The organism is Streptococcus sp. (genome assembly GCF_030528045.1).
Classification (GTDB): domain Bacteria; phylum Bacillota; class Bacilli; order Lactobacillales; family Streptococcaceae; genus Streptococcus.
Window position 1 is genome coordinate 1 of record NZ_JAUMZR010000041.1, and the last position, 17,390, is coordinate 17,390.

Sequence of the window (17,390 nt, forward strand, 5' to 3'; positions counted from 1 at the left end):
GCTCCGTAATTTCCATAGTGGTTTTTACCCACTACAGATATTATAGAGCCTTTTTATATGAATTTTTTATATGTTGACATACGGTTTTGTATTTGCTACAATCTGTTATGGAGAATACGTCTAATGAAAACAATAAAAAAATTGATGCAAATCGCATTAGCAGTCTTTTTCTTTGGTTTGCTAGCGACAAGTGCAGTATTGGCGGATGATGCTGATTCAGAAGGTTGGCAATTTGTCCAAGAAAATGGTAGAACCTACTACAAGAAGGGTGACATCAAAGAAACGGACTGGCGAGTGATTGATGGCAAGACCTATTATTTTGATTATAATGGCGAAATGGTTGTTGGTTGGCAGTACATTCCAATGCCAGTTAAAGGATATACAATTGGTCCTTACCCTAATGGTATAAGATTAGAAGGTTCCCCAATGCCAGAATGGTACTACTTTGACAAAAATGGGGTGCTACAAGAGTTTGTTGGCAAGCAAGTTTTAGAGGCAAAAACTGCTACAAATACCAACAAACATCATGGGGAACAATATGATAGTCCAGCAGAGAAACGAGTCTATTATTTTGAAGATCAACGTAGTTATCACACCTTAAAAACTGGTTGGGTTTATGATGAGGGGCACTGGTATTATTTACTGAAGGATGGTGGCTTTGATTCTCGTATCAATAGATTGACTGTTGGGGAGCTAGTGCGTGGCTGGACCAATGATAACTCAACGTGGTACTACTTAGATCCAACAACTGCTACAATGCAAAATGGTTGGAAACAACTTGGCAATAAGTGGTACTACCTCCGTTCGTCAGGTGCAATGGCAACTGGCTGGTATCAAGAAGGCTCAACTTGGTATTATTTAGATGAACCAAATGGCGATTTGAAAACGGGCTGGCAATACCTTGGTAACAGGTGGTACTATCTCCGTTCATCAGGAGCCATGGCGACTGGCTGGTATCAGGAAGGTTCGACGTGGTATTATCTACATGCAAGTAATGGCGATATGAAGACTGGTTGGTTCCAGGTTAATGGTAAATGGTACTACGCATATAGTTCAGGTGCTTTAGCAGTGAATACGACCGTAGAAGGCTATTTTGTCAACTATAATGGCGAATGGGTCCAATAATGAAAGAAGCGATTGTGAAGGAAACAATCGCTTTTTTTGTGAAAATATAATAAAATAGATAGGAGAAAATACTACTGTATGAAATGAGACGGTCTTTCCGTCTGGTTAAAGGAAAACATGACAAAAAAAGTTGGTGTCGGTCAGGCACATAGTAAGATTATTTTAATAGGGGAGCATGCGGTCGTATACGGCTATCCTGCGATTTCCTTGCCTCTTTTGGAGGTGGAGGTGACTTGTAAGGTGGTTCCTGCTGAAAGTCCGTGGCGTCTTTATGAGGAGGATACCTTGTCCATGGCGGTATATGCCTCGCTGGAGTATTTGGATATCAAAGAAGCCTGCATTCGATGTGTGATTGACTCGGCTATCCCTGAAAAACGGGGAATGGGTTCGTCAGCGGCTATCAGCATAGCGGCCATTCGTGCGGTTTTTGACTACTATCAAGCCGACCTGCCTCATGATGTATTGGAAATTCTGGTCAATCGGGCTGAGATGATTGCCCATATGAATCCGAGTGGTTTGGATGCCAAGACCTGTCTCAGTGACCAGTCCATTCGCTTTATCAAGAATGTTGGTTTTACAGAACTTGAGATGAACCTATCTGCCTATTTGGTGATTGCTGATACGGGCGTGTATGGTCACACTCGTGAAGCTATCCAAGTGGTTCAAAGCAAGGGCAAGGATGCCCTACCGTTTTTGCATGCCTTGGGAGAATTGACCCAGCAGGCAGAAGAGGCAATTAGACGAAAAGATGCTGAGGGACTGGGACAAATTCTCAGTCAAGCGCATTTACATTTAAAAGAAATTGGTGTTAGTAGCCCTGAGGCAGACTCCCTCGTTGAAACGGCTCTGAGCCATGGTGCTCTGGGTGCCAAGATGAGCGGTGGTGGACTAGGAGGCTGCATTATCGCCTTGGTAGCCAATCTGGACCAAGCGCAAGAACTAGCAAAACGATTAGAAGAGAAAGGAGCTGTTCAGACATGGATCGAAAGCCTGTAACAGTACGTTCCTACGCAAATATTGCTATTATCAAATATTGGGGAAAGAAAAAAGAAAAAGAGATGGTGCCTGCTACTAGCAGTATCTCTCTGACTTTAGAAAACATGTACACAGAGACAACCTTGTCGCCTCTACCAAAGGATGCGATGGCTGATGCCTTTTATATCAATGGTCAGCTCCAAAATGAGGCTGAGCATGCCAAGATGAGCAAAATCATTGACCGTTACCGTCCGGCTGGGGAAGATTTTGTCCGTATTGATACCCAAAACAATATGCCGACTGCGGCTGGCTTGTCCTCAAGTTCTAGCGGTTTGTCCGCCTTGGTTAAGGCTTGCAATGCTTATTTCCAGCTTGGATTAGATAGAAGTCAGTTGGCTCAGGAGGCTAAGTTTGCCTCAGGGTCGTCCTCTCGCAGTTTTTATGGACCGCTAGGTGCCTGGGATAAGGATAGCAGGGAAATCTACCCTGTAGAGACAGACTTGAGACTAGCTATGATCATGTTGGTGCTAGAGGACAAGAAAAAACCAATTTCTAGCCGTGATGGGATGAAACTCTGTGTGGAAACCTCGACGACTTTTGACGACTGGGTGCGCCAGTCTGAAAAGGACTATCAGGAGATGCTGGTCTATCTCAAAGATAATGACTTTGCCAAGGTTGGGGAACTAACAGAGAAAAATGCCCTTGCTATGCACGCTACGACCAAGACTGCTAGTCCAGCCTTTTCATATCTAACGGATGCGTCCTATGAAGCGATGGACTTTGTTCGTCAGCTTCGTGAGCAAGGTGAAGCCTGTTACTTTACAATGGATGCCGGTCCCAATGTCAAGGTCCTCTGTCAGGAGAAAGATTTGGATCATCTATCTGAAATCTTTGGTCAACGTTATCGCTTGATTGTGTCAAAAACAAAGGATTTGAGCCAAGATGATTGCTGTTAAAACTTGCGGGAAACTCTATTGGGCGGGTGAGTATGCTATTCTAGAGCCAGGGCAATTAGCCTTGATAAAGGCCATCCCCATCTATATGAAGGCTGAGATTGCTTTTTCTGAGAACTATCGTATCTACTCAGACATGTTTGATTTCGCAGTGGACTTGACGCCAGATCCTGACTACAGCTTGATTCAAGAAACGATTGCTCTAGTGGAAGATTTCCTCGTTTATCGTGGGCAAACCTTGAGAACTTTTTCTTTGGAAATTCGTGGAAAAATGGAACGGGAAGGCAAAAAGTTTGGTCTAGGTTCTAGTGGTAGCGTCGTTGTCTTGGTGATTAAGGCCCTGCTGGCTCTATATGATATTACGGTTGATCCGGAACTCTTGTTCAAGCTGGCTAGCGCGGTCTTACTCAAGCGAGGAGACAATGGTTCTATGGGAGACCTTGCCTGTATCGTTGCAGAGAATTTGGTTCTCTACCAGTCATTTGATCGCAAAAAGGTGGCTGCTTGGTTGCAAGAAGAAAGCTTGGCGACGGTTTTGGAGCGTGACTGGGGCTTTTCTATCACACAAGTGCAACCGGGCCTAGAATGTGATTTCCTAGTGGGATGGACTAAGGAAGTAGCTGTATCGAGTCAAATGGTTCAGCAAATCAAGCAAAACATAGACCAGAATTTTTTAAGTTCCTCAAAAGCAACGGTTTCTGCTTTGGTAGAAGCCTTGGAGCAGGGGCATGCAGAAAAAATTATCGAGCAGGTGGAAACAGCCAGTCAGCTCTTAGAAGGCTTGAGTGCAGATATTTACACACCTTCGCTGAGACAGTTGAAAGAAGCCAGTCAAGATTTACGGGCTGTTGCCAAGAGTAGTGGCGCTGGTGGTGGTGACTGTGGCATTGCCTTGAGTTTTGATGAGCAATCAACTGAAACCTTAAAAAATCGCTGGGCTAATCTGGAGATTGAGCTCTTATACCAAGAAAGGATAGGACATGACGACAAATCGTAAGGACGAGCATATCCGCTATGCCCTTGAGCAGAAAAGTTCCTATAATAGCTTTGATGAGGTGGAGTTGATTCATTCTTCCCTGCCTCTTTATGACCTGGATGAGATTGATTTGTCTACAGAATTTGCAGGTCGAAAGTGGGACTTTCCTTTTTATATCAATGCCATGACGGGTGGAAGTGATAAGGGGAGAGAAATCAATCAAAAGCTGGCTCAGGTGGCAGAAGTCTGTGGGATTTTATTTGTAACGGGTTCTTATAGCGCAGCCCTCAAGGATCCAACAGATAATTCTTTTTCTGTCAAATCTAGCCATCCAAATCTCCTCCTTGGCACCAATATTGGCTTGGACAAGCCTGTTGAGTTAGGACTTCAGACTGTAGAAGAGATGAATCCTCTTCTCCTGCAAGTGCATGTTAATGTCATGCAGGAATTACTCATGCCCGAGGGAGAAAGAAAGTTTCGAAGCTGGCAATCGCATCTGGCAGACTATAGCAAGCGGATCCCTGTTCCTATTGTCCTAAAGGAAGTGGGCTTTGGGATGGATGTGAAGACTATCGAGAGAGTCTCTGAACTGGGCGTTCGAACGGTTGACCTGTCTGGTCGTGGTGGCACCAGCTTTGCCTATATCGAAAACCGTCGCAGTGGTCAGCGTGATTACCTCAATCAATGGGGGCAGTCTACTATGCAAGCACTTCTCAATGCCCAAGACTGGAAAGACAAGGTCGAATTTTTGGTTAGCGGAGGGGTTCGAAATCCTCTTGATATGATTAAGTGCTTGGTCTTTGGTGCCAAGGCTGTAGGACTGTCACGTACCGTTCTAGAGTTGATTGAAACCTACTCCGTCGAAGAAGTGATTGGCATTATCCAAGGCTGGAAAGAAGATCTGCGTTTGATCATGTGTGCCCTTAATTGTGCCACCATAGCAGATCTGCAAAACGTAGACTATATTCTTTACGGTAAACTAAAAGAAGCAAAAGATCAGATGTAGAGAGGTCGGGACAAAAATCTCGTCCTTTTTTGTAGCCTTTTGTCAACTGTAGTGGTCTGAAAGAACCTAGCTTGTAGGAGCAATTTCTGTCCTATCTCCTTTTTCCATCCTCAGACCGAGGTGACTTTTTTGAATTGTGATAAAATAGAAAGGAGAGGATGAGTCTATGAAAAAATTTCAAATCTTTTTATTTATCGAAGCCTGTCTGTTGACGGGAGCTCTGATTTTGATGGTATCAGAGCATTTTTCGCGTTTTCTGCTGATTCTATTCCTCTTTTTGCTCTTGCTCCGCTATTATACAGGTAAAGAGGGCAACAACGTATTCCTCCTTGTGGCGACTATTCTTTTCTTTTTCATCGTCATGCTCAATCCCTTTGTGATTTTAGCTATCTTTGTAGCGGTGATCTACAGTCTCTTTCTTCTCTATCCGATGATGAATCAAGAAAGAGGGGATACGGACTTGGTCTTTGAAGAGGTGGTGATGGTTAAAAATGAACGCAATCCTTGGTTTGGCAATCTCCATCATTTCTCTAGTCACCAGACCTGCCAATTTGACGATATCAATCTCTTTCGTCTTATGGGCAAGGATACCATTCATTTGGAAAGAGTTATCCTAACCAATCATGACAATGTCATTATTGTTAGAAAGATGATCGGAACAACTAGGATTATCGTACCTGTAGATGTGGAAATCAGTCTCAGTGTCAACTGCCTCTATGGGGATCTTACCTTCCTTCATCAGCCTAAGAGATCCCTCCGCAATGAACACTATCATCAGGAGACCAGAGACTATCTCAAGAGCAACAAGAGCGTCAAGATTTTCCTAACTACTATGGTTGGCGATGTGGAGGTGGTCAGAGGATGAAAAAGCAATCGTACCTGTTAATCGGTCTGACTTCTTTCCTCTTTATCCTCTTTTTGGCTAATAGTTTACTTGATATTTTTGAACTGGATTGGTCCTATTTGATACAAGATATCGAGAAAACAGAGAAACTCATCTTCTTGATCTTGGTCTTTATCCTTTCCATGACTTTCTTTTTTGTCCTCTTTTGGCGCGTGATAGAAGAAGTCTCTCGCAGAAAAATGCAAGTCAATCTCAAGCGACTGCTAGCAGGAAAAGAGGTGGTTGCCTTTGCAGATCCAGACTTGGATGCCAATTTTAAGTCCTTGTCTGGCAAGCTCAACCTCTTGACAGAAGCTGTTCAAAAGGCTGAAAATCAAAGCCTGGTCAAGGAAGAAGCAATCATCGAGAAAGAACGAAAGCGGATAGCACGTGACTTGCACGATACAGTTAGTCAGGAGTTGTTTGCGGCCCATATGATTTTATCAGGTATCAGCCAGCAGGCTTTGAAGCTGGATAGAGAAAAGATGCAGACCCAGTTGCAAAGCGTCGCAGCCATCCTAGAAACAGCCCAGAAAGATTTGCGGGTATTGCTCCTACATTTGCGACCTGTTGAGTTGGAAGAGAAGAGTTTGGTTGAGGGGATTCAAATCCTCTTAAAAGAGCTTGAGGACAAGAGTGATCTCAAGGTTAGTCTCAAGCAGAATGTGTCTAAATTGCCTAAGAAGATTGAAGAACATATCTTCCGTATTTTGCAGGAGTTGATCAGCAATACCCTTCGCCATGCCCAGGCATCTTGTCTAGATGTCTACCTCTATCAGACAGATGTTGAAGTGCAGCTGAAGGTGGTGGATAATGGGATTGGTTTCCAGTTAGGGAGTTTAGACGACTTGAGTTATGGACTGCGAAATATCAAGGAGCGAGTCGAAGATATGGCAGGAACGGTTCAACTTTTGACAGCTCCAAAGCAAGGACTGGCGGTTGATATCCGTATTCCCCTGCTAGATAAGGAATCATAAAGGAGTAGAGATGAAAATTTTACTGGTAGATGACCATGAAATGGTTCGATTGGGCTTGAAAAGCTATTTTGATCTCCAAGACGATGTGGAAGTTGTGGGCGAGGCTGCTAATGGGGCTCAAGGTATTGACTTGGCCTTGAAACTGCGTCCGGATGTCATTGTCATGGATATCGTCATGCCTGAGATGAATGGGATTGACGCGACCTTAGCCATCCTCAAAGAATGGCCTGAAGCCAAGATATTAATTGTCACCTCTTACTTGGACAATGAAAAAATTATGCCGGTCTTTAATGCGGGTGCCAAAGGTTATATGCTCAAGACTTCTAGTGCAGACGAACTGTTTCATGCCGTCCGCAAGGTGGCTGGTGGAGAGCTTGCTATTGAACAAGAGGTCAGCAAGAAGGTCGAATACCACCGCAATCATATGGAACTTCATGAGGACTTGACTGCGCGTGAGCGAGATGTACTTCAACTCATCGCCAAGGGCTACGAAAATCAGCGCATTGCAGATGAACTCTTCATCTCTCTCAAGACAGTCAAGACCCATGTGTCCAACATCCTAGCCAAACTTGAGGTCAGTGATCGCACCCAGGCTGCGGTCTATGCCTTTCAGCACCACTTGGTCGGGCAGGAGGATTTTTAGATGAGTCTTGCAGATTTACTTGGGGAGCTAGAAGCAGCAAAAGACCCTGAGAAAGCAGGCCCAATGGAAGCCTATATGCGCTATCAATTTCCCTTTTTAGGGATTGCAGGTCCTGAAAGAAATGCGCTCTATAGAAAATACTTTCCAAGCGCGAAAAAAACAAAGATGATCGATTGGGATTTTGTAGACACTTGCTGGGAAAAGGAACCTAGAGAATACCAATATGTGGCTGCCAACTATTTGAAAGCCATGCAGTCTTATCTAACGAAGGACGATTTGCCTATACTTGAGCGTCTGGTCGTGACCAAGTCTTGGTGGGACACGGTAGATATCCTAGACCGAGTAGTAGGAAGTTTGGTGGCTAACCGTCCGGAACTTGAAGAAGTGCTTTTAAAATGGAGCCTATCAGACAATATCTGGTTGAGGCGAGTCGCTATTGACCACCAGTTGTTAAGAAAAGAAAAAACAAATGTCCAACTGATGGAAAAGATCCTGCTCAACAATCTGGACCAGACAGAATTTTTTATCAACAAAGCCATCGGCTGGGCTCTAAGAGACTACTCTAAAACCAATCCCGAATGGGTAGCACGTTTTATTGAAAAAAATAAGAAAAGAATGGCTGAACTTAGTATCAAGGAAGCTAGCAAGTACCTCTAGCACTATTGAAAAGCGCATTCATTACTTGAAAAAAGTCGCTATTATATGGTATAATGGACTGTATTAAAAATTTTAAGGAGAAATGACAGAATGTCTGTATCATTTGAAAACAAAGAAACAAACCGTGGTGTCTTGACTTTCACTATCTCTCAAGACCAAATCAAACCAGAATTGGACCGTGTATTTAACTCAGTAAAGAAAACTCTTAACGTTCCAGGTTTCCGTAAAGGTCACCTTCCACGCCCTATCTTCGACCAAAAATTTGGTGAAGAAGCTCTTTATCAAGATGCAATGAACGCTCTTTTGCCAAACGCTTATGAAGCTGCAGTAAAAGAAGCTGGTCTTGAAGTCGTTGCGCAACCAAAAATTGACGTAACTTCAATGGAAAAAGGTCAAGACTGGGTTATCACAGCTGAAGTCGTGACAAAACCTGAAGTAAAATTGGGTGACTACAAAAACCTTGAAGTATCAGTTGATGTAGAAAAAGAAGTAACTGACGCTGACGTTGAAGAACGTATCGAACGCGAACGCAACAACTTGGCTGAATTGGTTATCAAAGAAGGCGCTGCTGAAAATGGCGACACTGTTGTTATTGACTTCGTTGGTTCTATCGACGGTGTTGAATTTGACGGTGGAAAAGGTGAAAACTTCTCACTTGGACTTGGTTCAGGTCAATTCATCCCTGGTTTTGAAGACCAATTGGTTGGACACTCAGCTGGCGAAACTGTTGATGTTATCGTAACATTCCCAGAAGACTACCAAGCAGAAGACCTTGCAGGTAAAGAAGCTAAATTCGTAACAATTATCCACGAAGTAAAAGCTAAAGAAGTTCCAGCTCTTGACGATGAACTTGCAAAAGATATCGACGAAGAAGTGGAAACTCTTGACGAATTGAAAGAAAAATACCGCAAAGAATTGACTGCTGCGAAAGAAGAAGCATACAAAGATGCTGTTGAAGGTGCAGCAATTGATAAAGCTGTAGAAAACGCTGAAATCGTAGAACTTCCAGAAGAAATGATCCACGAAGAAGTTCACCGTTCAGTAAATGAATTCCTTGGAAACTTGCAACGTCAAGGGATCAACCCTGACATGTACTTCCAAATCACTGGAACTACTCAAGAAGACCTTCACAAACAATACGAAGCAGAAGCTGAGTCACGTATGAAAACTAACCTTGTTATCGAAGCAGTTGCCAAAGCTGAAGGATTTGACGCTTCAGAAGAAGAAATCCAAAAAGAAATCGAGCAATTGGCAGCAGACTACAACATGGAAGTTGCGCAAGTACAAAACTTGCTTTCAGCTGACATGTTGAAACACGATATCACTATCAAAAAAGCAGTTGAATTGATCACAAGCACTGCAACTGTAAAATAATCTTAAAAGAGAAAAAGCCCACCTGACTAGGTGGGCTTTCTGTTGCACTATTTGCCAAAAATCTCTTTGAGGTCTGCATCTGTAATTCCAATCATAGCGGGAATACTATCCCAGTTTTCCTCAGTGAGGATGTAGGATTGTTCAGAGTCACTTGATGTGGCAGTTTCAGAGAAGCCTTGTTTGCTTTCTTCAATATTAGTTTCAATTAAATCACTGAAGCGTTCAATCAGATAGGTCTTGCGAGCAGTCCCGATATGCTTAACTGCATAGTCGAAGGCCTGTAATTCGCCAAGAACGATGAGCTTGCTCTTGGCCCGTGTGATAGCTGTGTAGATGAGATTTCGCTCCAGCATGCGCTTGCTAGCACTGGTGATGGGCAGGATGACAACAGGAAACTCACTTCCCTGAGACTTATGAATACTCATGGCATATGCTAGTCGAATCTTGTACCATTCATTACGTGGGTAGACGACTTCATTGCCATCAAAATCAATGACAATCTCGTCTTGTTTGGACTCGGTGTATTTTCCAGGAATTAGGTCTGTGATGTAACCTAGGTCTCCGTTAAAGACATTGACTTCGGCATCGTTGACTAGGTGAATGATCTTATCACCCTTGCGATAGAAGCATAGGGGGGCTTCAAAGCTAACTTGCCCCTTTTGCTGAGGATTGAGTAGGTCTTGCATGAGTTGGTTGATGGCGTCAATACCAGCAGTTCCTCGATACATAGGCGCTAGCACCTGAATATCGCGAGCCGGAATGCCACTTCTGAGGGCAGCACCAAGAATTTTCTCAATGGTAGCTGGGATATGGCCACTAGCGATTTCAAAGTAGGAGCGATCAGCTTTTTTCTGGGTGAAATCTGCTGGCAAGATTCCCTGTCGAATCTGACTAGCCAAGGTGACGATAGTTGATTCTTCACTCTGACGGTAAATTCGTTCCAAGCGAGTCTGCGGAATCAGGGGTATCTGGAGCAGGTCAGCCAGGACTTGTCCGGGACTAACAGAAGGCAACTGGTCACTGTCTCCCACGATGAGAATTTTACTGTTAGAAGAGATGTTGGAGAAGAGTTGGTTAGCTAGCCAAGTGTCCACCATAGAAAACTCATCCACGATGATGAAGTCGGCATCCAGATAATCTTCCAGATGACTGGTATCATCGTCTCCTGTCATCCCCAAATGGCGGTGTATGGTCGCGCTAGGCAAACCTGTCAATTCATTCATGCGCCGAGCCGCTCGACCAGTTGGAGCAGCGAGAAGAATCGGCAGACTGCTTTTTTTTCTGAGGTCAAGCCCTTCTAAGAGGGCATAAACAGCGATAATTCCATTGATAACAGTCGTCTTACCTGTACCAGGCCCACCTGTCACGATAAAGACCTTGTTCTGGATAGCGTTGCAGATAGCCCGTTTTTGAATGCCATCGTATTGGATACCTAATTCTTGCTCGACAGTAGAGATATGTTCTTGAATGGTTTCTAGATCCTGGCTTTTCTGCTTTCCTTTTTCGAGGATACGAACCAAGTGACTGCGAATGCCTTCTTCGGCGAAAAAGAGGCTGTTATCAAAGACTTTGGTGTCAATCTGCTGAACCTTGTCTTCTTCGATCAGATGAGATAATTCCTGAGCTACTTGGCTGGGATCGAGTTCCACAGGACGGGAAGATTCGAGGAGAGTCAGGGTTTGTTCCAGCAAATCTCGGACTTCCATATAGGTATCGCCCGTATCCATACATCCCTGAAAAAGACTGTGGACAAGGCCAGCACGGAAGCGTTCAGGAGCTTGACTTTCGATGCCTAGTTCGGCCGCCAATTGGTCAGCAATGGTAAAGCCCAAGCCCTTGATATCCTCAACCAGTTGGTAGGGGTAGTTTTCGACAATATCCAGCGTTTCTTCCTTGTAAAAGTCTTGAATCTGAAAGGCCAGTTTATTGGGAATACCGTAGTTGGCTAGTTTGGCCAAAACCATCTCCGTTCCGTAGTTGAGACGGAGGGTGGAGACGAAAGCCTCGCGGTTTTTAGCAGAGAGCCCTGAGATGCCTTCTAGCTTTTCTGGGTGTTGCAGAATTTCGTCAATGGTATTGTTGCCATAGGTGTCCACGATTTTCTGAGCTGTCTTGAGACCAATTCCCTTGAAATGGCTACTTGAAAAGTACTTAACCAATCCCTTGCTAGTTGGTTTTGCCCGCTCATAACGGCTGATCTGAAGCTGTTCCCCATACTTGGAGTGCTGAACGATTTGCCCCCAAAAAGTGTAGTCTTCCCCTTCAATCACGTCCGCCATGGTTCCTGTAACGATGATTTCAAAATCGTCAAAGTCCTCCGCATCGGTATCTTCGATATCTAGGAGGAGAATGCGATAAAAATTACTGGGATTTTCAAAAATAATCCGTTCAATGGTGCCTGAAAAATAAACTTCCATAGGTTTCCTTTACATGAGTTCGTGAGAGTTGTACCCTTAGCTTCTTTCAACAAGCTAGAAGACTAAAAGTCCTTCTTCTCGCAATAGAAAAAGAGACTGAGACTTAGCATTCTCGGCCTCTTCCTTATCTTAAAAAGTTTCGATACGGTTAAGTGGCCAGAAACGGAATTTTGCTTCGCCTTTGATATCGCTGGCCTTAAAGGTACCAACGTGGCGGCTGTCGCTAGAGACTAGACGATCATCACCAAGGAGAAGGTACTCACCTTGAGGGACAGTAAAGCTGAAGCTGGTATTGGAATTGACATCGACCGTAAAGGCTTGTGCTTTTTGAGCAAGTTCTCTAAAGTAAACTCCCTTATTGCCTTCAAATCCTTTTCCAGTATAGGTGTTCTGCAACTTTTCTGTTTTGAACAAGTTGAGGTACTCAGTTAGGTAAGGTTCATTCGTTTCTTCACCGTTGATAAAGAGTTTGTCATTTTCGTAGCGGATGGTATCACCAGGCATACCGATAACCCTTTTGACAATGTCTTTATTTCCGTCTTCCTCATGCGCAACCACGATGTCGAAGCGGTCAATCGGGAGATGTTTGACAACGAAGAGAACCTCTCCGTCGGCTAGGGTAGGGTCCATAGAGTGTCCTTCCACACGGACATTGCTCCAAAGGAAGATGCGGCTAAGGCCTACCAGTGCGATAATGAGGAAGAAAACTCCCCATTCTTTTATAAATGATTTTAAATAGTTCATGGTTTACCTCTATAGAAGTTTTTTTGCTTTTTCAGTATTTTTAAAATGCAGTTTAGCGCAGAAATGAAGTCCCTTCATACCATAGGCTTGAAGGATTTTGCTGGCAACTTTATCAGATGCAGTTCCAGCGCCACTTGGCAGTTGGTAGCCCAGTTCTCGTCCAAGATTTTCCAAGTTTTCGAGGAAGAGATCACGCGCAATGATGGAGCTAACCGCAACAGCCAGATATTTGCCCTCGGCTTTTTCTTCCAAACTGATCTTGTTTGGAAAACGGTTGGCTTCTTGCGCCAAGTACTTGTCATAGTTTTTAGCGCTTGTAAAAGCATCAATCACGATTTTTTCTGGCTGGACTCCTTTTTGAAGCAGGAGAAAGATAGCCTGGTTGTGAAGGGCAACTTTCACAGAAACAGCATTGTAACGCTCTCCGATAACTTCGTTGTACTTGCTCGGTGAAAGGAGGAGCGCTTGGTGCGAAATCTTTTCCTTGAGGATAGGGGCAATCTGACGAATCTTTTGGTCCGTCAGAGTCTTAGAATCCTCTACGCCGAGTTTTCGCAAGAAGTCATGCTGGTCAGGTGTCACAAAGGAAGCCACAACAGTCAGCCCCCCAAAGTAGGAACCGTTTCCCACCTCATCAGTCCCAATCATAGGGAAATCTTGTCCACTGTTTTCTTGTTGAACCTGATAGCCAAAGAAACTGGCGTAGTGCTCAGCAGCTTCGCCCTGCAGGAGGACTTTTCCAGAAGTATAGATGGAAACTGTTGCCTGAGGCAGTCTCAAAAAATAGCGAATATAAGGATTTTTACTAGGACTGAGAGCCTTCTGATACTGACTTAAAAAGCTCTGAATTTCCTGTTCACTTGGTGTGAGTGTGATACTTGCCATAGTCTCTATTGTACCACAAAAGCAGGAGAATTGGTAAAAACTGACAAAGTTAGCGAAATTTGGTATAATATCGTGAGGTGAATTTTATGGCAAATCTAAATCGATATAAGTTTACATTCGGGAAAAAGACATTAACCTTAACAACCGAGTATGACAACCTCTTTATGGAGGAAATTGCCAAGGTTGCGACTGAAAAATACCAAGCAATTAAAGAACAAATGCCTGGGGCGGATGATGAAACCATTGCGCTTCTTTTGGCGGTCAATTGTCTATCTACACAACTCAACCGTGAGATTGAATTTGATGACAAGGAGCAAGAGTTGTTAGAGCTCCGCCACAAGTTGATTGCAGTCAAACAAGAACAGAGCAAGATTGAGGACTCCCTATGATTTCAATCCTACTCTTATTGGTTCTGGCTTGGGGCTTTTACATCGGCTACCGTAGAGGTTTGGTCCTGCAAGTTTATTATTTCCTCGTGGCAGTGATTTCAGCCTTTGTTGCGGGACAGTTTTATAAATCACTGGGCGACCACTTCCACTTGCTTGTCCCTTATGCCAATCCTCAGGAAGGACAGGGAATCTTTTTCTTCCCTTCAGACCAGCTTTTTCATCTAGACAAGGTCTTTTATGCGGGTATAGCCTATCTTCTAGTTTTTGGGATTTGTTATAGTATCGGACGTTTTATCGGTTTGTTCCTGCACTTGATTCCAACTAAAAAGCTCGATGTCAAATGGTTGCGTATCGGATCAGGCCTTTTGTCTCTATTGGTAACCTTATTTGTCTTGCAAATGGCTCTGACCATCCTTGCAACGGTGCCTCTGGCAGTCATTCAAAATTCACTCGAAAAAAGTACAGTAGCCAAACACATCATCCAAAGTGTCCCTTTTACGACAAACCTTATCAAACAACTTTGGGTGACAAATTTAATCGGATAAAAAGGGCGGGATTTTTCCTAGCCCTTTGTTTACAGATTGGACGACTAGGGTCAGGTAAAGTCCAAAAACCTCTAGGCACTACAATCTTGTAAACAAGCATACAAGGAAAGAATATGAATACAAAAATATTAGAAACATTAGAATTTAATAAAATCAAGGCCTTGTTTGAACCTCATCTCCTGACAGAACAAGGCTTAGAGGAGCTAAAAGGCTTGGCCCCAACTGCCAAGGTGGATAAGATCAAGCAAGCCTTTACAGAGATGGAGGAAATGCAAGCTCTATTTGTGGAGCAACCTCACTTTACCATCCTAGCGACACGTGAGATTTCAGCTGTCTGCAAGCGTCTGGATATGGGGGCGGACCTCAATATTGAGGAGTTCCTGCTCCTCAAACGAGTCTTGCTTGCTAGCAGGGAGTTGCAAGGTTTTTATACCAATCTCGAAAACGTACGCTTGGAGCAGTTGGCGAGATGGTTTGAAAAACTACATGATTTCCCACACTTGCAAGGAAGTCTCCAAGCCCTAAATGATGCAGGATTTATCGAAAATTTCGCCAGTGAAGAGCTAGCACGCATCCGTCGGAAAATCCATGATAGCGAGAGTCAAGTTCGAGATGTCTTGCAAGACTTACTCAAGCAAAAAGCGCAGATGTTGACGGAAGGCATAATCGCTAGCAGAAATGGCCGTCAAGTCTTACCAGTCAAGAACAATTATCGCAATAAGATTGCGGGTGTTGTTCATGACATCTCTGCCAGTGGTAATACGGTCTACATCGAGCCACGTGAGGTCGTCGAGCTGAGCGAAGAAATCGCTAGTCTACGAGCAGACGAACGCTATGAGATGATTCGCATCCTACAGGAGCTATCAGAACGGGTTCGTCCTCATGTTGCTGAGATTGCTAATGACGCTTGGATTATCGGCCATTTAGACTTGATTCGTGCCAAGGTGCGTTTCATCCAAGAAAGACAAGCAGTTGTTCCTCAGCTTTCAGAGAACCAAGAGATTCAACTCCTTCATGTTCGCCATCCTTTGGTCAAAAATGCTGTCGCAAACGATGTACACTTTGGTAAGGAATTAACGGCCATTGTCATTACAGGTCCCAATACGGGTGGGAAGACCATCATGCTCAAAACCCTGGGCTTGACTCAACTCATGACCCAGTCAGGCTTGCCCATTCTAGCTGACAAGGGGAGCCGTGTCGGTATTTTCGAGGAAATCTTCGCGGATATTGGCGATGAACAGTCTATTGAGCAGAGTTTGTCTACCTTCTCCAGCCACATGACCAATATCGTAGATATTCTTGGCAAGGTCAATCAGCACTCGCTCTTATTGCTAGATGAGCTCGGGGCTGGTACCGATCCACAGGAAGGAGCAGCGCTTGCTATGGCTATTCTGGAGGATCTTCGTCTGCGTCAGGTCAAGACCATGGCGACGACCCACTATCCAGAGCTCAAGGCCTACGGTATCGAAACAGCCTTTGTGCAAAATGCCAGTATGGAGTTTGATACAGCTAGTCTGCGTCCGACCTATCGCTTTATGCAGGGAGTTCCTGGCCGAAGCAATGCCTTTGAAATTGCCAAACGCCTAGGACTGTCAGATGTCATCGTAGGAGATGCCAGTCAGCAGGTCAACCAAGATAATGATGTCAATCGCATCATTGAACAATTAGAAGAGCAAACGCTTGAAAGCCGTAAACGCTTGGACAATATCCGTGAAGTCGAACAAGAAAACCTTAAGATGAACCGAGCTCTTAAAAAGCTCTACAACGAACTCAATCGTGAAAAAGAAACCGAGCTCAACAAGGCGCGTGAACAGGCTGCCGAGATTGTGGAACTTGCTCTAAGTGAGAGTGACCAGATTCTCAAGAATCTTCATAGCAAGTCTCAACTCAAACCCCACGAAATCATTGAAGCCAAGGCTGAGCTGAAAAAACTGGCTCCTGAAAAAGTCGACTTGTCTAAAAACAAGGTCCTTCAAAAGGCCAAGAAAAAACGAACTCCAAAGGTTGGGGATGATATCATTGTTCTCAGTTATGGTCAGCGTGGTACCTTGACCAATCAGCTTAAGGACGGCCGTTGGGAAGCCCAAGTCGGTTTGATCAAGATGGCCTTGGAAGAGAAAGAATTTGACCTTGTTCAGGCTCAGCAAGAAGCCCCAGTCAAGAAAAAACAAGTCAATGTCGTCAAACGTGCTTCTGGTCGTGGTCCGCAAGCCAGACTGGATCTCCGAGGCAAACGGTACGAAGAGGCTATGAATGAGTTAGACGACTTTATCGACCAAGCCCTGCTCAATAACATGGCGCAAGTCGACATCATCCACGGTATCGGTACGGGAGTCATCCGTGAGGGCGTCACCAAATACCTGCAAAGAAACAAGCATGTCAAGAGTTTTGGCTATGCTCCACAGAATGCTGGAGGCAGTGGCGCCACCATTGTGACCTTTAAAGGATAGAGAGAAGAAGGAGTCAACCTTTCTGAAAAAAGAAATGAAAGGTCAAAAATTTTCATAGAATATATTGACAAAGGCTAACTTTTCTTGTAGAATAATAAAAAATAAAATACCAACACCGAATGAAGTTTAATAGAAGTGGAGAAAGGTTTGTTTTCCATGACTGTAAATGGACGGAACTCTGGAGAGACCGTAAAGGCACCGAAGGGGCAAGGCAGGCAACTGCTCAAACTCTCAGGTAAAAGGACAGAGCTAGGATAGACCGCTTTTAGGCATTTATCTAAGCATTCCAGAGTACATGTATCTTGCATGTGCTCTTTCTTTTGGGGTTGAAAGATAGGCTCTATGTCAACTGTAGTGGGTGACCTATAACTAAGCGCGAGAGGAGACGAAG

Annotated in this window: 16 protein-coding genes and 1 riboswitch; of the genes, 13 read left to right on the forward strand and 3 right to left on the reverse strand. The window is 44.1% G+C overall.

Translation table 11 applies throughout. The features are described from left to right. The first annotated feature begins 123 nt into the window (after nucleotides 1-123). The 10 genes from cbpF to tig all read left to right on the forward strand — a co-directional run bounded on the left by cbpF (nucleotide 124) and on the right by tig (nucleotide 9,569). Complete coding sequence (cbpF, locus tag Q4A91_RS07825; RefSeq protein WP_303212520.1) at nucleotides 124-1,125, forward strand: choline-binding protein CbpF; 1,002 nt, start codon at nucleotides 124-126, stop codon at nucleotides 1,123-1,125. 117 nt (nucleotides 1,126-1,242) lie between these two features. Continuing rightward, complete coding sequence (gene mvk / locus Q4A91_RS07830) at nucleotides 1,243-2,121, forward strand: mevalonate kinase (protein WP_303212521.1); 879 nt, start codon at nucleotides 1,243-1,245, stop codon at nucleotides 2,119-2,121. Further along, a complete protein-coding gene (gene mvaD / locus Q4A91_RS07835; protein ID WP_303212522.1) occupies nucleotides 2,103-3,056 on the forward strand; it encodes a diphosphomevalonate decarboxylase in 954 nt (317 codons plus the stop codon). The genes mvk and mvaD overlap by 19 nt, the downstream gene beginning before the upstream one ends. Then, the gene (locus Q4A91_RS07840) at nucleotides 3,043-4,050 is read left to right on the forward strand and encodes a phosphomevalonate kinase (protein WP_303212523.1); all 1,008 of its coding nucleotides are present in this window, start codon (nucleotides 3,043-3,045) and stop codon (nucleotides 4,048-4,050) included. The genes mvaD and Q4A91_RS07840 overlap by 14 nt, the downstream gene beginning before the upstream one ends. After that, nucleotides 4,034-5,035, forward strand: coding sequence for a type 2 isopentenyl-diphosphate Delta-isomerase (gene fni / locus Q4A91_RS07845; protein ID WP_303212524.1), 1,002 nt, complete (start codon nucleotides 4,034-4,036; stop codon nucleotides 5,033-5,035). Before Q4A91_RS07840 ends, fni begins: the two co-directional genes overlap by 17 nt. Before the next feature lie 166 nt (nucleotides 5,036-5,201). Next, a complete protein-coding gene (gene liaF, locus Q4A91_RS07850) occupies nucleotides 5,202-5,900 on the forward strand; it encodes a cell wall-active antibiotics response protein LiaF (protein ID WP_303212525.1) in 699 nt (232 codons plus the stop codon). Further along, the gene (locus tag Q4A91_RS07855) at nucleotides 5,897-6,895 is read left to right on the forward strand and encodes a sensor histidine kinase (RefSeq protein WP_303212526.1); all 999 of its coding nucleotides are present in this window, start codon (nucleotides 5,897-5,899) and stop codon (nucleotides 6,893-6,895) included. Before liaF ends, Q4A91_RS07855 begins: the two co-directional genes overlap by 4 nt. Nucleotides 6,896-6,905: 10 nt before the next feature. Beyond that, on the forward strand, nucleotides 6,906-7,538 hold the full coding sequence (locus Q4A91_RS07860) for a response regulator transcription factor (RefSeq protein WP_303212527.1): 633 nt from the start codon (nucleotides 6,906-6,908) through the stop codon (nucleotides 7,536-7,538). Continuing rightward, entirely contained in the window at nucleotides 7,539-8,195 is a 657-nt protein-coding gene (locus tag Q4A91_RS07865) for a DNA alkylation repair protein (protein ID WP_303212528.1), read from the forward strand. It begins immediately after the preceding gene. Nucleotides 8,196-8,285: 90 nt separating this feature from the next. Beyond that, nucleotides 8,286-9,569, forward strand: coding sequence for a trigger factor (gene tig, locus Q4A91_RS07870; RefSeq protein WP_303212529.1), 1,284 nt, complete (start codon nucleotides 8,286-8,288; stop codon nucleotides 9,567-9,569). 47 nt (nucleotides 9,570-9,616) lie between these two features. On the opposite strand, the gene Q4A91_RS07875 is transcribed toward tig, so the two are convergent. The 3 genes from Q4A91_RS07875 to rnhC form a co-directional block, all read right to left on the reverse strand. Then, nucleotides 9,617-11,986, reverse strand: a complete 2,370-nt coding sequence (locus Q4A91_RS07875) for an ATP-dependent RecD-like DNA helicase (protein WP_303212530.1) — start codon at nucleotides 11,984-11,986, stop codon at nucleotides 9,617-9,619. Between the two features lie 129 nt (nucleotides 11,987-12,115). Beyond that, the gene (lepB, locus tag Q4A91_RS07880; RefSeq protein WP_303212531.1) at nucleotides 12,116-12,730 is read right to left on the reverse strand and encodes a signal peptidase I; all 615 of its coding nucleotides are present in this window, start codon (nucleotides 12,728-12,730) and stop codon (nucleotides 12,116-12,118) included. A 9-nt stretch (nucleotides 12,731-12,739) separates the two neighbouring features. Further along, nucleotides 12,740-13,615: a ribonuclease HIII gene (rnhC, locus tag Q4A91_RS07885; RefSeq protein ID WP_303212532.1), complete on the reverse strand. Its 876-nt coding sequence runs from the start codon at nucleotides 13,613-13,615 to the stop codon at nucleotides 12,740-12,742. 86 nt (nucleotides 13,616-13,701) lie between these two features. On the opposite strand from rnhC, the gene zapA reads away from it, so the two are divergent. The 3 genes from zapA (at nucleotide 13,702) to Q4A91_RS07900 (ending at nucleotide 16,999) form a co-directional block, all read left to right on the forward strand. Then, on the forward strand, nucleotides 13,702-14,004 hold the full coding sequence (gene zapA, locus Q4A91_RS07890; protein ID WP_303212533.1) for a cell division protein ZapA: 303 nt from the start codon (nucleotides 13,702-13,704) through the stop codon (nucleotides 14,002-14,004). After that, complete coding sequence (locus tag Q4A91_RS07895; protein WP_303212534.1) at nucleotides 14,001-14,549, forward strand: CvpA family protein; 549 nt, start codon at nucleotides 14,001-14,003, stop codon at nucleotides 14,547-14,549. The genes zapA and Q4A91_RS07895 overlap by 4 nt, the downstream gene beginning before the upstream one ends. Before the next feature lie 113 nt (nucleotides 14,550-14,662). Continuing rightward, on the forward strand, nucleotides 14,663-16,999 hold the full coding sequence (locus tag Q4A91_RS07900) for an endonuclease MutS2 (RefSeq protein WP_303212535.1): 2,337 nt from the start codon (nucleotides 14,663-14,665) through the stop codon (nucleotides 16,997-16,999). Between the two features lie 168 nt (nucleotides 17,000-17,167). After that, nucleotides 17,168-17,256: riboswitch (glycine riboswitch) on the forward strand. Nucleotides 17,257-17,390 lie beyond the last annotated feature (134 nt).

Bases quoted from the DNA above. Each gene is read 5' to 3' on its own strand.
- cbpF (WP_303212520.1), top strand. From the start codon at position 124: ATGAAAACAATAAAAAAATTGATGCAAATCGCATTAGCAGTCTTTTTC.
- mvk (WP_303212521.1), top strand. From the start codon at position 1,243: ATGACAAAAAAAGTTGGTGTCGGTCAGGCACATAGTAAGATTATTTTA.
- mvaD (WP_303212522.1), top strand. From the start codon at position 2,103: ATGGATCGAAAGCCTGTAACAGTACGTTCCTACGCAAATATTGCTATT.
- Q4A91_RS07840 (WP_303212523.1), top strand. From the start codon at position 3,043: ATGATTGCTGTTAAAACTTGCGGGAAACTCTATTGGGCGGGTGAGTAT.
- fni (WP_303212524.1), top strand. From the start codon at position 4,034: ATGACGACAAATCGTAAGGACGAGCATATCCGCTATGCCCTTGAGCAG.
- liaF (WP_303212525.1), top strand. From the start codon at position 5,202: ATGAAAAAATTTCAAATCTTTTTATTTATCGAAGCCTGTCTGTTGACG.
- Q4A91_RS07855 (WP_303212526.1), top strand. From the start codon at position 5,897: ATGAAAAAGCAATCGTACCTGTTAATCGGTCTGACTTCTTTCCTCTTT.
- Q4A91_RS07860 (WP_303212527.1), top strand. From the start codon at position 6,906: ATGAAAATTTTACTGGTAGATGACCATGAAATGGTTCGATTGGGCTTG.
- Q4A91_RS07865 (WP_303212528.1), top strand. From the start codon at position 7,539: ATGAGTCTTGCAGATTTACTTGGGGAGCTAGAAGCAGCAAAAGACCCT.
- tig (WP_303212529.1), top strand. From the start codon at position 8,286: ATGTCTGTATCATTTGAAAACAAAGAAACAAACCGTGGTGTCTTGACT.
- Q4A91_RS07875 (WP_303212530.1), bottom strand. From the start codon at position 11,986: ATGGAAGTTTATTTTTCAGGCACCATTGAACGGATTATTTTTGAAAAT.
- lepB (WP_303212531.1), bottom strand. From the start codon at position 12,730: ATGAACTATTTAAAATCATTTATAAAAGAATGGGGAGTTTTCTTCCTC.
- rnhC (WP_303212532.1), bottom strand. From the start codon at position 13,615: ATGGCAAGTATCACACTCACACCAAGTGAACAGGAAATTCAGAGCTTT.
- zapA (WP_303212533.1), top strand. From the start codon at position 13,702: ATGGCAAATCTAAATCGATATAAGTTTACATTCGGGAAAAAGACATTA.
- Q4A91_RS07895 (WP_303212534.1), top strand. From the start codon at position 14,001: ATGATTTCAATCCTACTCTTATTGGTTCTGGCTTGGGGCTTTTACATC.
- Q4A91_RS07900 (WP_303212535.1), top strand. From the start codon at position 14,663: ATGAATACAAAAATATTAGAAACATTAGAATTTAATAAAATCAAGGCC.